The organism is Sporacetigenium mesophilum DSM 16796 (assembly GCF_059569055.1).
In genome coordinates, this window is record NZ_JCANUR010000007.1 from 24189 (window position 1) to 37507 (window position 13319).

At 28.3% G+C, this 13319-nt stretch carries 16 protein-coding genes and 1 other annotated feature (1 of these 17 only partly in view); of the genes, 12 read left to right on the forward strand and 4 right to left on the reverse strand.

From position 1 onward, the window contains the following. Positions 1-79, forward strand: a binding site (T-box leader); it begins 177 nt to the left of the window's first position. A gap of 78 nt (positions 80-157) precedes the next feature. Together asnA and BS62_RS07500 are read left to right on the forward strand one after the other, a co-directional pair. Next, the gene (gene asnA, locus BS62_RS07495) at positions 158-1162 is read left to right on the forward strand and encodes an aspartate--ammonia ligase (protein ID WP_496490641.1); all 1005 of its coding nucleotides are present in this window, start codon (positions 158-160) and stop codon (positions 1160-1162) included. A 197-nt stretch (positions 1163-1359) separates the two neighbouring features. Further along, positions 1360-2556 carry a CapA family protein gene (locus tag BS62_RS07500; RefSeq protein ID WP_496490642.1) on the forward strand — a complete coding sequence of 399 codons (1197 nt, stop codon included), beginning with the start codon at positions 1360-1362 and terminating at the stop codon, positions 2554-2556. Between the two features lie 26 nt (positions 2557-2582). Here the strand turns inward: BS62_RS07500 and thpR are convergent, their stop codons facing one another. Then, positions 2583-3110 (reverse strand): RNA 2',3'-cyclic phosphodiesterase, encoded by a 528-nt coding sequence (gene thpR / locus BS62_RS07505; RefSeq protein ID WP_496490643.1) that lies wholly within the window; start codon positions 3108-3110, stop codon positions 2583-2585. A gap of 11 nt (positions 3111-3121) precedes the next feature. Next, positions 3122-3736: an NUDIX hydrolase gene (locus BS62_RS07510; RefSeq protein ID WP_496490644.1), complete on the reverse strand. Its 615-nt coding sequence runs from the start codon at positions 3734-3736 to the stop codon at positions 3122-3124. 62 nt (positions 3737-3798) lie between these two features. Between BS62_RS07510 and BS62_RS07515 the strand changes: the two genes are divergently transcribed. Next, positions 3799-4158 carry a YkvA family protein gene (locus BS62_RS07515; RefSeq protein WP_496490645.1) on the forward strand — a complete coding sequence of 120 codons (360 nt, stop codon included), beginning with the start codon at positions 3799-3801 and terminating at the stop codon, positions 4156-4158. Here BS62_RS07515 and BS62_RS07520 read toward each other — a convergent pair whose 3' ends face one another. Beyond that, the gene (locus BS62_RS07520) at positions 4159-5238 is read right to left on the reverse strand and encodes a pyridoxal phosphate-dependent aminotransferase (protein WP_496490646.1); all 1080 of its coding nucleotides are present in this window, start codon (positions 5236-5238) and stop codon (positions 4159-4161) included. Between the two features lie 106 nt (positions 5239-5344). Between BS62_RS07520 and BS62_RS07525 the strand changes: the two genes are divergently transcribed. The 6 genes from BS62_RS07525 to BS62_RS07550 all read left to right on the forward strand — a co-directional run bounded on the left by BS62_RS07525 (position 5345) and on the right by BS62_RS07550 (position 9756). Next, positions 5345-5881 carry a cob(I)yrinic acid a,c-diamide adenosyltransferase gene (locus BS62_RS07525; RefSeq protein ID WP_496490647.1) on the forward strand — a complete coding sequence of 179 codons (537 nt, stop codon included), beginning with the start codon at positions 5345-5347 and terminating at the stop codon, positions 5879-5881. A 98-nt stretch (positions 5882-5979) separates the two neighbouring features. Then, positions 5980-6501, forward strand: a complete 522-nt coding sequence (hpt, locus tag BS62_RS07530; RefSeq protein ID WP_496490648.1) for a hypoxanthine phosphoribosyltransferase — start codon at positions 5980-5982, stop codon at positions 6499-6501. Between the two features lie 110 nt (positions 6502-6611). Continuing rightward, positions 6612-7838 (forward strand): BaiN/RdsA family NAD(P)/FAD-dependent oxidoreductase, encoded by a 1227-nt coding sequence (locus BS62_RS07535; RefSeq protein ID WP_496490649.1) that lies wholly within the window; start codon positions 6612-6614, stop codon positions 7836-7838. Positions 7839-7850: 12 nt separating this feature from the next. Beyond that, positions 7851-9098: a competence/damage-inducible protein A gene (locus tag BS62_RS07540; protein WP_496490650.1), complete on the forward strand. Its 1248-nt coding sequence runs from the start codon at positions 7851-7853 to the stop codon at positions 9096-9098. 125 nt (positions 9099-9223) lie between these two features. Then, positions 9224-9448 carry an alpha/beta-type small acid-soluble spore protein gene (locus BS62_RS07545; protein WP_496490651.1) on the forward strand — a complete coding sequence of 75 codons (225 nt, stop codon included), beginning with the start codon at positions 9224-9226 and terminating at the stop codon, positions 9446-9448. Between the two features lie 137 nt (positions 9449-9585). Then, the gene (locus tag BS62_RS07550; protein WP_496490652.1) at positions 9586-9756 is read left to right on the forward strand and encodes a hypothetical protein; all 171 of its coding nucleotides are present in this window, start codon (positions 9586-9588) and stop codon (positions 9754-9756) included. Between the two features lie 26 nt (positions 9757-9782). On the opposite strand, the gene BS62_RS07555 is transcribed toward BS62_RS07550, so the two are convergent. Then, complete coding sequence (locus tag BS62_RS07555) at positions 9783-10265, reverse strand: hypothetical protein (RefSeq protein WP_496490653.1); 483 nt, start codon at positions 10263-10265, stop codon at positions 9783-9785. Between the two features lie 124 nt (positions 10266-10389). Between BS62_RS07555 and BS62_RS07560 the strand changes: the two genes are divergently transcribed. The 3 genes from BS62_RS07560 to BS62_RS07570 are packed head-to-tail and all read left to right on the forward strand — an operon-like array spanning position 10390 to position 13303. Continuing rightward, entirely contained in the window at positions 10390-10878 is a 489-nt protein-coding gene (locus BS62_RS07560) for a hypothetical protein (RefSeq protein WP_496490654.1), read from the forward strand. A gap of 40 nt (positions 10879-10918) precedes the next feature. Beyond that, complete coding sequence (locus BS62_RS07565) at positions 10919-12706, forward strand: GAF domain-containing SpoIIE family protein phosphatase (protein WP_496490655.1); 1788 nt, start codon at positions 10919-10921, stop codon at positions 12704-12706. A gap of 9 nt (positions 12707-12715) precedes the next feature. Beyond that, complete coding sequence (locus BS62_RS07570; RefSeq protein ID WP_496490656.1) at positions 12716-13303, forward strand: flavodoxin family protein; 588 nt, start codon at positions 12716-12718, stop codon at positions 13301-13303. Positions 13304-13319 lie beyond the last annotated feature (16 nt).

The window sequence follows — 13319 nt, forward strand, 5'->3', positions numbered from 1 at the left end:
TATTTCTTCTGTACATGTAAGGCGAGCTGTAAAGCTAAGCAGGGTGGTACCGCGGAAGTAATAACCTTTCGTCCCTTTTGGGATGAGAGGTTTTTTTGTATTCAAAATTAAAAGAGTATAGCGCTATGCTCCTAAATCATATAAGGGAGTGTATAATATGAAACTAATAATACCAGAAGGATATAAAACTGAATTAGGTGTTTTAGAAACACAAGTAGCAATAAAAACATTAAAGGATCATTTTGAAACAACATTATATAAAGAATTAAATTTAACTAGAGTGTCGGCTCCATTATTTGTTTTGCCTGAATCAGGAACAAACGACAATTTAAATGGAATTGAAAGACCTGTTTCTTTTGACGTGCCTGCCGTATCTAAAAAAGCAGAAATAGTTCATTCATTGGCAAAGTGGAAGAGAATGGCCCTTAAAAAATATGGGTTTGAATCTGGACATGGATTGTACACTGATATGAATGCTATTCGTAGAGACGAAGAGCTAGACAACCTTCACTCTATATATGTAGATCAATGGGATTGGGAACTAGTAATATCAAAAGAAGAAAGAAATGAAGAAAAATTAAAAGAAATTGTTAATAAGATATACAATGTATTTAAAAAAACAGAAGACCATGTATGTGGCAAATATTCTTGTATACCTAAGACTTTACCTGATGAAATAACCTTTGTAACTACTCAGGAATTAGAGGATATGTATCCAAAGTTTACACCAAAGGAAAGAGAAAATGCTATAGCAAGAAAACATGGTGCAGTATTTATAATGAAAATAGGAAATGAGTTAAAATCAGGTGAAAAACACGATGGAAGATCTCCAGATTACGATGATTGGGAGTTAAACGGAGATATAATTTTTCATAACCCAGTACTTGATACTGCATTTGAACTATCGTCTATGGGAATTAGAGTAGATGAAGATTCTCTAGAAAGACAACTTAAATTATCTAATTGTGAAGATAGAAAAGAATTTGAATATCATCAAAAGTTATTAAAAGGAGAACTTCCATACACTGTAGGTGGAGGTATAGGTCAATCTAGAATATGTATGTTCTTTTTACAAAAAGCACATATAGGAGAAGTACAAGTAGGCATATGGCCTAACGAAATGATTCAAAGATGTGAAGAGTACGGAATAACACTTTTATAAAAATTTGATATGCTCATGCTAAAAATAAGCCTCTTAGATAAAAATTATCTAAGGGGTTTATTTTATTTGTAAATATTTGAAATATTTTATAATTTTGTAAGTTAATAAATCAAAATATAAAGGATATAGTATATCGTCGGAGAATTTAATGAAAGGGGGTTTTAATATATTAAGGTTATAAAATCTGGGGGATAAGTATGAGGAAAAATATAATAATAATGATACTTCTTAGTATAGTTTTGTTGGGGACAGGCTGTACACAAAGTATACAAACACAAGTACTATCTACAAGTAAGTCTAGTATCGAAGATTCAATAGAAAGTCAAAATTCGGAGGCAATAGAAGAAAAGGAAGAAACTAAGAATATAACTATTACTTCTGTAGGAGATATAATGATGCATAATGCACAAATTAAATCAGGAAGTTTAGGTAATGATACCTATGATTATAGTGTTATGTTTAGAAGTATAAAACCATATATAGAAAAAGCTGATTTTGCTATGGCAAACCTTGAAACAACTTTATCAGGTAAAGAAAAAAATTATACGGGTTATCCTATGTTTAATTCACCTGAAGTATTGGCTAAAAATATAAAAGATTCAGGATTTGATATGCTAACAACAGCAAACAATCATAGTTTAGACAGAAGATTTGAAGGCGTAGTAAAAACCATCGAAAATTTAGATAAGGTAGGACTTCTGCATACAGGTACATATAAAACAAAGGAAGACAGTGAACAAATTTTAGTTAAAGATATAAATGGAATTAAAGTAGCGTTTTTAGCTTATACATATGGAACAAATGGTATTGAAGTGGAAGAAAAATTTGCTGTTAATTTAATAGATGAAAATAAAATAATTGAAGATATAAAAAAGGCCAAGGCTTTAAATGTAGATATGATTATTGCAAGTACCCACTTTGGAGTTGAGTATGTGACAACACAAAATAAAGTGCAAGAAGACTTAGTAAATTTTCTTTTTGAAAACGGAGTTGATGCTGTTCTTGGCAGCCATCCTCATGTTCTTCAACCAATGGAAATAAAAACAGTGAAAGATGTATATGGTATTGAAAAAGAAAGATTTGTTATATATTCTCAAGGTAATATAGTGGCAAACATGCCTAGTAGATATAAAAATAGCGGTATAATAGTAAATCTTAATATAAGAAAAGATAAAAATGGTACAATAATAGAAAATGTTGAATACATTCCAACTATGGTTGATTCATATTGCATTTCAAATACAGGAAGACGTGTTTTTGAGATACTTCCTATGTTTAGTGAAGGTGATTATTTGAGCCATCCAGAAAACAATATCATAAAACAGTCATTTAATGACTCTATTGGAATTTTAAAATCTAGCAGTGCTAAAATAACTTTAAAGGCAAAGAAGTAATATATTAAAGGCTGCAAATGCAGCCTTTAATATATTACTTCATAAATAGGTCCATTAGGAGTTAAGGTACTTTTAATTAAGTTTATTTCACCTATATTAAAACTCATGTTTTCGATACTTATATTATTTAAAGCTTCTAAATTATAATTGTCCAAAACATTGAACTTTCTAGCAATAGTTATATGTGGTTTAAATTTTCTATTTTCCTTTTCAAACCCTATATTTTCAAGGTCATCATTTAATTTATAAACAGTATCTTCTAATTTTTTCAACTCTCCATTTAAGCCAACCCATATTGCTGAATTTTGGCTTTTATTGAAAAATCCTGCTTTTTTTAACTCTAAATTTATATCTAAGTTTTTATAATTATCTAGCACACTTTTTATATCTGAAACTTTATGTGCTTCAACTTCGCCCAAAAACCTAAATGTAATATGAAGGTTTTGTTTAGCGGAGTAATTTGCCTTTATACTTTTATCTCTTAAATTTTCTTCTATACTGTGTATATAATCTACAACAGTGTCTGGTGGGTAATAACCTATAAATAGTCTCATAGTTTTTCTCCTTATAATTTATTTTTTACGTAATTTATAAAGTTTTCTAGTATTTTAGCTGTTATTCCCCATATAATATATTCTTCATATTTATAAAAAAGTGTAGGATATTGACCTATTTTAAACTTGTACTTGTGTTTATTAGGTATAATGTCATAAGGAAAATCATCACTTGGTATAATATGAATTTCATTGCCATATGATTTAGGTTCACTTTTCAGTAAATAGTCAACAGGAACTAAAAATACATGATCAACTTCATCTTCATTTATATTCATATTGTCTATATTTACAAAACCAACATAAGGATGAATTATCATATTAAAGGGAGTTACATATAAATCAAGTGGTGATATGATTTGTATATCATCTTCAGATATACCTAACTCTTCACACGTTTCTCTAATTGCAGTATGTTCGTGAGTTTCAGTTTTATCATGTCCTCCACCTGGAAATGATATTTCATTTGGTTGTGTATTTAGTTTTTTGGATCTAACTTGAAACAATATATAGTATTCCCCACTTTTCTGTACTAAAGGTATTAAAACAGAAGATATTTTCATATCTTCATGTCCATTTATGTACGGGCTATAATCTTTAAAAATATTTTCCAATTTTTTTAACATATTTATTTCACCTTTAACTTATATTATAATAGTTATTAATATCTTAAAAAGAGGTGGTTACATTGAGTAAATTTAATAGACTTAAGTATTCTTGGTCTTTTTTAAAAAATATATTTAGTTTTAGAAAATTCCTACAAGACGACAGAGTAAATGTTTTAAGTAAAGTAAAAACATTAGGAGCCCTAGCATTAGGCATAGTATATTTAATTTCACCTATAGACATAGTACCTGAACTTTTTACAGGTTTTATAGGTGGTGTAGACGATGCCCTTATACTTGGATACTTCCTAAAAATTATAAATGATGAAATAGAAAGATACAAACATCTTCCAAAGGGCCACACTAATAACCAAGTATATAAACCTAGTTATAGTGATGGCAATATAATAGAAAATGTAAATTATAAAATAAAGGATGAATAATTAAGAGGCAAATATGTCTCTTAATTTTTTTATAAGTAATTTATTTTCTTCAGGCTTTAATGTGCATACCCTAAAGAAGTATTCATCAAGACCTTCAAAAGATGTTGCATTTCTTATAACTATTTTACTTTCTATTAATTTTTCATATAGCTCTTTTGAATTTAATTTTTTAGATTTTATTTCGCAAAGTATGAAGTTCCCCTTACTTTCAAATACCTTTAAATCTTCAATAGACTTAAGTTCTTTTGTAAGGTAGTCTCTTTCATATTTTATTTTATTTATATTTTCTTCTATGTAGTCATTATCTTTAAACATTATTTCTCCCATTATAGTGGCAAATATGTTTATATTCCATAAATCAAGTTTTTGTTCTATTTTTTCATAAACATTATTATTAGATATAAGTCCATATCCAAGTCTTATTCCAGGAGTTGAAAAGAACTTAGAAGTACCTCTTATTACAAATAAGTTATTATACTCATCAACCAATGGAGTAGAAGAATACATATTCATATCTGTAAATTCTATGTAAGTTTCATCTACCATTATAAATGCATTAGTACTTTTTAGTATTTTTTTCATTTCTTCCTTAGAAAATGCAAATCCAGTAGGGTTGTTAGGATTACATATAATTATAAGATTATAATCATTGTTTTTTATATTATCTATAAGGTCATCAATATCCACTTTAAAGTCATTTTCTTTTTTGTGAAAGTATTTGCTAATATTGCAGTTTATTTTCTTTAGCTCTCTTTCGTATTCCGAATAAGCAGGAGAAAGTAATAAAGCATTGTTTGGATTAATAATATTTATAAATGAAGATATTAATTCAGTAGCTCCACTTCCCAAAAGTATATTATCTTCATTACAAAAACAATAATTAGAAATAGAGTTTTTTAGGTTCTTATAATTTGGATCTGGGTATATAGATACCATGTCAATATTTTTTATAAGGGCATCTTTAGCTTTAGAAGATGCTCCAAAGGGGTTTATATTAGAACTAAAATCCATAAGTTCTTGCTTTTCAAATCCTAATTTTTTCGATATATCAAATAAATTTGCACCATGATTAATACTCATTTTTTACACCTCACAAAATTTAAGTTATTGTACTAATTATATTATAAGTAAAAAATGACCATATTAACAAATATAATTTAAAAAACATAAGGGGGAAAAAATAATCATGAAAATTTACACTAAAACTGGAGATAAAGGACAAACGTCTTTATACGATGGAACTAGAATAGATAAGGATAGCTTGAGAGTTGATTCATATGGAACTATAGACGAGCTAAATTCTTATATAGGATTATCTAGAAATTATGTTAAAGACAAAGAAGTTGACGATATACTTTTTAAAATTCAAAAAAAATTATTTTTTATTGCTGGAGAACTTGCTACAAAGGAAGATGGTAAATTTGCAAGATGTGCAAATGAAGATGATATAAAAAAACTAGAAGATATAATTGATGAGTATCTAAAAAAGATAGATACAGTAAATGCATTTATAGTACCTGGAACATGTTTAGCATCTGCAAACCTTCATGTTGCTAGAACTATTTGTAGAAGGGCAGAAAGAAGAATAATAACTTTAAGTAAAGAAGAAAATATAAATCCACTTTTAATAAAATATGTTAATAGGTTATCAGATACACTTTATGCAATGGCTAGATACAGTGAAGAAAAAATAATACACATGGATTTTAATGAAGAAGATTAACGAACTATATTTATGATAATTAAAATAATATTCACATTAATATATGTATATGATATAATAAAAATACAAATTGTACGATATAAAAAATGGAGGTTATTATGCATAAAGTAACTGAAACTTTATTAACTGAAGAAGAAATAAGATTAAAAGTAAAAGAATTAGGAAAAAAAATAGAAAGTGACTTTCAAGGTGAAGACTTATTAGTAGTAGGTATACTAAAAGGTGCTTGTGTATTTGTTTCAGATTTAATAAGAAATATAAACTTAGATGTTAATATGGATTTTATGTCTGTATCAAGTTATGGCAAAGCTACCCAGTCTTCTGGTACAGTTAGAATATTAAAGGACTTAGATGTTGATATAGAAGGCAAAAATGTATTAATAGTTGAAGATATAATAGATACTGGACTTACTCTAAAAAACTTATTCGAAACATTAAAAACTAGAAATCCTAAGAGCTTAAAATTATGTACACTACTTGATAAACCAGAAAGAAGAACAGTAGACATAGCCGTTGACTACGTTGGATTTGTTATACCAGATAAATTTATAGTAGGATATGGAATAGATTACGCAGAAAAATATAGAAACTTACCATATATAGGAATAGTAGGGGAATAAACCCCTGCTTTTTTTTTGAGCAATGGGCCTGTATTTAGGCCGTTGGCGACATGAGCGAAGCGAATTTTGTGGTATAATATAATATTATTATATTAAGAAAGGTTGATAACATGAAAAAAATAGTAGTTATAGGTGGAGGAGCAGCAGGGATAATAGCAGCAGCTACTGCATCTAAAAGAGGATTAGACGTAACTCTAATAGAAAAAAACAATAGACTTGGAAGAAAACTTCTTATAACAGGTAAGGGAAGATGCAATATAACTAATGCATGTGATATAGAGGAAATGATAGAGAATGTTCCTGTAAATGGAAAATTTTTATATAGTGCTTTTTATACTTTTACAAATGATGATGTTATAAGTTTATTCAATGAATTAGGACTAAAAACAAAAGTAGAAAGAGGAAAGAGAGTATTTCCAGAAAGTGATAAAGCATTAGATGTTGTAAAAGCATTAGAAAAATATATAAGGAAAAATAATGTAAATGTAATAACTGATTCCCCTGTAGAAAAGGTAGTATCTAAAGATAATAAAGTTCAAAAAGTTATATTAAAAAATAAAAAAGAAATAAATTGTGACAGTGTAATAATAGCTACAGGTGGATCAAGTTACCCACTTACTGGATCTACAGGTGATGGATACAAGTTTGCAAAGGAAAATGGACATACTATAGTTCCTCTAAAACCTTCATTAATAGGTCTTGAAACTAATGAAAATTGGGTTAAAGATTTAGAAAAGCTTACTCTTAAAAATATATCTATAAAAGTATTAAACAAAAATAATAAAAAGATATACGAAGATTTTGGAGAAATGGAATTTACAAAGTACGGAGTAAGCGGCCCTGTTATATTATCATCTAGTTCTAGAATGAAAGATATACAAAAAGAACAATATAAAATAGTCATAGATTTAAAGCCAGCATTAAATATTGAAAAGTTAGATAAGAGAGTTCAAAATGACTTTAGCAAATACTCTAATAAGACTTTTGAAAATTCACTCAATGATTTATTACCTCAAAAATTAATACCTGTAATAATAAAATTAAGTGAAATAGACCCAAATACTGTTGTTCATCAAATATCAAAAGAGCAAAGAAAGAACTTAATAAATACACTTAAAAATTTAAGTGTTACTATAAAAAAATATAGACCTATAGAAGAAGCTATAGTTACATCTGGTGGAGTTAAAACTAGTGAAATAAGTTCTAGTACTATGGAGTCAAAATTAATAGAAGGCCTTTATTTTGCTGGAGAAGTTGTAGATGTAGATGGATATACTGGAGGATTTAATTTACAAATAGCATTTTCAACAGGATATTTAGCTGGAATGAATTGTTAAAGGAGTGATTTTATGAATGCCGAAATACTGTGTGTAGGAACTGAAATATTGTTAGGAGATATAGTAAACACTAATGCCCAATATTTAGGACAAAAACTTGCTGAAATGGGGATAAATGTATATTACCAAACTTCCGTTGGAGACAACCAAGATAGACTTAAAAAAGCTTTGGAAATAGGATTTTCACGTTCGGATTTAGTTATAACTACAGGAGGCCTTGGACCTACTGATGATGATTTAACTAAGGAAACTATATGTGAATATTTTAATTTAAAGTTAGTTATAGATGAGCCATCGTTAGAAAATATTAAAAATTATTATAAAATAAGGCATGGACATACTGATATAACAGAAGGTAATAAAAAACAATCTTATGTTCCAGAAGGGTCCATAGTACTTGAAAATAGATGGGGTTCAGCTCCAGGTTGTGTTATAGAAAAAGAAGGAAAAATACTTATAATGCTTCCAGGACCACCTAACGAAATGACTCCTATGTTTGATGATAGTGCTTCTAAGTATTTAGAAAAATACCAAGATGGAATACTTTATTCAAATGTATTAAGGCTTACTGGAATAGGAGAAAGTATGGTTGAAGAAGAAATAAGAGATTTAATAAGAAGTCAAACTAACCCTACAATAGCTCCTTATGCAAAAATGGGTGAGACAATACTTAGAATAACTGCAAAGGCAGATAACGAAAAAGAAGCTATAAATATTATAAAACCTGTTAAAGAAGAAATATACAATAGATTATCTAAGTATATATATGGAGAAGGCGATACTACATTAGAAGAGGAAATAGCAAAGCTTATAAAAAATAAAGGTTATACAATAGCTACTGCTGAATCTTGCACTGGTGGTATGGTAGCTTCGAGACTTGTAAATTATCCAGGGATATCAGAAGTCTTCATGGAAGGTATAATAACATACAGCAATGAAGCCAAAATTAAAAGACTTGGGGTAAAAAGTGAAACACTGGAAAACTACGGTGCAGTAAGTGAAGAAGTAGCATTTGAAATGGCTATGGGAATAGCAAATACTGCAAATGCAAATATAGGAATATCTGTAACTGGAATTGCAGGCCCTGGTGGTGGAAGTGAAGAAAAACCAGTTGGACTTGTATACGTTGGAATTTGTATAAATGGAAAAACAAATGTTAAAAAGCTAAACTTAAGTGGAAGTAGAAATTCTATAAGAAATATAACAACTTTATATGCTCTTAATTTTTTAAGATATGAGCTTATGAATACAACATGGTAAAAATTACCTTGAATTAAAAAATGTAATCCTCACATAATAGTATTACAAAGAAACATACACAGCAAAAGTCACAGCAAAATAGGAAGCAAGCCAAAAAAATCATTTTAGAAAGGTGAGGATTAGACATGTCAAACAATAATAACAACAACACAAAAGTAGTTCCAGAGGCTAAAGCTGCACTAAACCAAATGAAAATGGAAATAGCAAGTGAATTAGGCATGAGCAACTATGGACAAATGGACAAAGGAAACTTAACAGCTAGACAAAATGGTTATGTAGGCGGATATATGACTAAGAAATTAGTTCAAATGGCTGAACAACAAATGGCTGGAAAAGGTGGACAACAATAATTATTAATATAAGTAAGACTATAAAAGGCAGAGGAAGTTTCCTCTGTCTTTAATTTTTCACAAATATATATAATGAATTATTTTTAACTGCCTGGAGATAATAAAATTGTACATAATAATTAATAGGAGGTATGAATATGTCTACTGTAAACTTTGAAGAAGTAAAAAGACAGTTTGTAAACGCTGATTTAGATGAAAAAATAAAAATATACACTTCAACTGAAGGATTAACTGTTGAACAGTTTAGAGAGCTATTAAAATTCTATCCAATACAACACTTAGCAAAATTAGAAAAGGCTATGGGATAGCTAAAAGCGAGGAGAAATCCTCGCTTTTAATGTTTTTGATTTTTTATATAATTATAAACTCTCTCATTTCCTAAATCTATTTTACCAGTTTGTATATACTTTATAATATTATCAACTTCAATTGCTGTTAAATATTGAGTAGGCATTGTAAGTTCATATCCACTTTCCTTTAATAGATTTTTTAGTTGAAGTTGTTGAGTAACTGTAGGTTTAGGTGATTTTGATATTGCAGCCTTAGACTTTGACTTACTTTTAGGAGAGAGACTGAACTCATTTTGACTATGTATAAGTTTATCTATGTAGTTTATGTATGACTCTTTAAATTCTTCTTTGTTTTTTATATTTTCATCTAACCAATCTTTCATATTTTCCATTTCAAGTATATTTTGTGCAAATATATTTGCTGTTAATTTACCACTTGCAATTCCCTTTTGATATTTTCTAAGAACTTTTTTTGTATAACCATAAAGCTGGGTTCTAATTTGTATATCCAAACTCTCTATATCCATATAATATCTCCCTTTCTAGTTATTAAGAAAACATAATCATCCATTTATATTATTGACAAGTATAAAAAATATTATAATTGTAAAAATATAAATAAGTAAAATATTCCAAAACGGAGGGAAAATTATGATAAGTGGTTTATTAAAACTTTTTTATTCAGAAATAGTAAAGTCAAGAATAAAGGACTTAACAAATAAGCAATATGAAATAAAGCAACAGCCAATAGGAGAAGTGTCTGCGAAGGTAGATAATATATTAGGAAAGGCCCTAAAGTATTTTGCAACTGTAGTAGGTATACTTATAGCATTTAATTTAAATATATTTTTTGGATTAGGAGCTATGGCAATTCTTATGTTATACACATACTATAAAGTGTTTTTAGAAGATAATTTCAAAGAGAATATAAAAGAAAATATGGGGAATATAAGAAACAATATAGAAGGAACTAGCCAAAAAATAGTTACAGACAATATAAAACCAAAGTTAAATGCTTTGACGATAATACTTATAATAGGGTTGTTTACTGATTTTAACATAATATGCATACTATCTTTCCTAACTGTTTTTGTATTTACTATAAAAGATTTATATAGTAATATTAAAAATATACAATAGACATAAAATGAGCGCAGCAATTATATAATGGGGGAGTTTTATGAAAAACAACACTAAACAAGAAAAAGCTATGTACAATTTAGTACAAATATCAAAGCTTGTAACAGAGTCTACAGATTTCTTTGAAATAAAAGATAAGATAGTAGACAAAATGCTCCAAGTGGTACATCCAACTAAGGCATGTGTGAATTTATTTTATAAAAATAGCTTTAAGTATGCATATTTAGTTTGTTCTGCTACACTAAATTACATACCCACATTATTTTCAAATGACACTCCAAAGGGCGTAAAAATAGATTTTAATACTTATCCAAAATATATTCAAGAATCAGTAAGTGAGCAAAAAATAGTTTGGGTAAAAAATATATTTGAAGATGAAAGAGCTATAGAAGAAAGGTCTATGGCCAGTGAAGAAGGATATACTGGTAGAATAGTTTTTCCTCTTATAGCTAACGACAGAGTTGTTGGTTTTTTAACTTGCTTCTTGAAGGAATATGAAGACTTAAGTGATGATGATATAGATTTTATGTCTTCCGTTGCGTCGTTAATAAGTTTATCTATAGAAATAACTAAGAAAAATAGCGATGTAGATGTCTTGGTAAATAAGTTAAGAGGAGCTCTAAACTCTATAAATGAAGCTACAAAAAAACTTTATACAGATGAAAGTATACAAAGCTTCTTAAATCATTTAAGTAGACAAGCCTGCCATATAACAAAAAGTAAGGCTGCATTAGTAGTTATAGATGACGAAGAAAGTAAAACACAATTGTTTAGTCATTACATACCTGAAAATGAAGATCAAGATACTAATATATATGGAGCACTTGGTTTAATAACAGAAGATGATAAAATTTCTAAGTATTACGATAGAGGAGACTTAAGCAAAGAAATAGAAGAGCAAAATGTAAATACCCTTATATATCATAAGCTTCCTTTAAGTGAAAACCATGTAGGATATATTGCAGCTGCAAATAGTGAAAAATACACTATAGACGACCTAAAGGTACTTAGTATATTTGCCAAGCAAGTTTCTGTTGGTATGCAGTTATATAAATACAATATAGAAAAAATGGAGCATGAGCTTGTTGAAAATGAATTAAAAGTACTATCTGATCAGCAAAGACTTATGATGAATGAAAGTAATATTAAGTTTGTAAATAACAAAGAAATATCATTTTATCACAAACCTTCTAAGTTAATAGGAGGAGATTTCTGTCATGTAATAAAGGTAAATGAAGATAAAAAAGTTCTTCTTTTAGTAGATGTAATGGGACATGGTATAGTTTCAAATTACTTTGTAGCTATGCTTAAAGGAACTTTTAAAACTTTAGCACTTTCTAACAAAAGCGCCTCAGAAATAGTATCTTCTATGAATGAAATATTGTATGAAGAATTTGATAAAATGGGAGTTTTTGCAACTGCTAGAGTTGATACAATAGATGTATCTCAAAACGTTATATGTAGCTCTAATGCAGGTCACCATTTACCTATAGGTATAAAAGTATTGGAAAATGGTGAAGTTGTATCACAGGAAATAGAAATAGACAAAGGATTACCTCTTGGAGTTATTGAAAAAATGGCTTATAGTGAAGGTTGTTATTGTTTAGAAGATTATAACTTAATATGCATGTTTACAGATGGTGTTTTGGAAGTTAAAAACAAAGATAAAGAAGAATACGGCATAGAGAGATTAAAGAAATTTTTAGAATGTAATTATATGTTAAATACATCGGAAATATTTGAAAAACTAGAACAAGAACTTATTGATTTCTCAGGTGAAACAAATTACGAAGACGATATACTTTTAGTTTTCTTAAAAAATATATAGGGGGATTTTATGATAGTTATTATAAATGGTAGTCCTAGAAAAAAGAAAAATTGTATTGATATAATAAATGATATCGAAGTTAAATTACAAGAAAACAATATTGATTATGTAGTTCATAATATATACGATATGAATATAGATTATTGTAATGCATGTGGATTTTGCGAAAAAACAGGGCATTGTCGTATAAAGGATGACATGACTCCTATGTATAATCAGTTTGACAAGTCTAATGGAACAATTGTTGTATCTCCTGTTTATTTTGATTCAATACCGGCAAAACTAAAAACTGTAGTAGATAGAACTCAAGCATTTTTTGCAAGTAAATATATACTAAAAAAACCATCTATAGATAGAAACAAAAAAAGAGTTGGTATGTATATAGCTGTAGGTGGAAGTACTCCTTATGAAAGCCAATTTAAAGGTGGCCAAATAATTATGGACTTTTTCTTCAAAAGTGTTAATTCAAAACTAAAATACAATTATTATATAAATAGCTCTGATGAAATGTCATATAAAGATAATGATGAACATGTACAAAACATAGATAAATTAATAAATTCTTATATAAATGAAATAAAAGAGCTTGGCTATTAGCTAGCTCTTTTTTGGT

Excerpts from the sequence above, each read along its gene's own strand:
- asnA (WP_496490641.1), top strand. The coding sequence starts at position 158 with ATGAAACTAATAATACCAGAAGGATATAAAACTGAATTAGGTGTTTTA.
- BS62_RS07500 (WP_496490642.1), top strand. The coding sequence starts at position 1,360 with ATGAGGAAAAATATAATAATAATGATACTTCTTAGTATAGTTTTGTTG.
- thpR (WP_496490643.1), bottom strand. The coding sequence starts at position 3,110 with ATGAGACTATTTATAGGTTATTACCCACCAGACACTGTTGTAGATTAT.
- BS62_RS07510 (WP_496490644.1), bottom strand. The coding sequence starts at position 3,736 with ATGTTAAAAAAATTGGAAAATATTTTTAAAGATTATAGCCCGTACATA.
- BS62_RS07520 (WP_496490646.1), bottom strand. The coding sequence starts at position 5,238 with ATGAGTATTAATCATGGTGCAAATTTATTTGATATATCGAAAAAATTA.
- BS62_RS07525 (WP_496490647.1), top strand. The coding sequence starts at position 5,345 with ATGAAAATTTACACTAAAACTGGAGATAAAGGACAAACGTCTTTATAC.
- hpt (WP_496490648.1), top strand. The coding sequence starts at position 5,980 with ATGCATAAAGTAACTGAAACTTTATTAACTGAAGAAGAAATAAGATTA.
- BS62_RS07535 (WP_496490649.1), top strand. The coding sequence starts at position 6,612 with ATGAAAAAAATAGTAGTTATAGGTGGAGGAGCAGCAGGGATAATAGCA.
- BS62_RS07540 (WP_496490650.1), top strand. The coding sequence starts at position 7,851 with ATGAATGCCGAAATACTGTGTGTAGGAACTGAAATATTGTTAGGAGAT.
- BS62_RS07545 (WP_496490651.1), top strand. The coding sequence starts at position 9,224 with ATGTCAAACAATAATAACAACAACACAAAAGTAGTTCCAGAGGCTAAA.
- BS62_RS07550 (WP_496490652.1), top strand. The coding sequence starts at position 9,586 with ATGTCTACTGTAAACTTTGAAGAAGTAAAAAGACAGTTTGTAAACGCT.
- BS62_RS07555 (WP_496490653.1), bottom strand. The coding sequence starts at position 10,265 with ATGGATATAGAGAGTTTGGATATACAAATTAGAACCCAGCTTTATGGT.
- BS62_RS07560 (WP_496490654.1), top strand. The coding sequence starts at position 10,390 with ATGATAAGTGGTTTATTAAAACTTTTTTATTCAGAAATAGTAAAGTCA.
- BS62_RS07565 (WP_496490655.1), top strand. The coding sequence starts at position 10,919 with ATGAAAAACAACACTAAACAAGAAAAAGCTATGTACAATTTAGTACAA.
- BS62_RS07570 (WP_496490656.1), top strand. The coding sequence starts at position 12,716 with ATGATAGTTATTATAAATGGTAGTCCTAGAAAAAAGAAAAATTGTATT.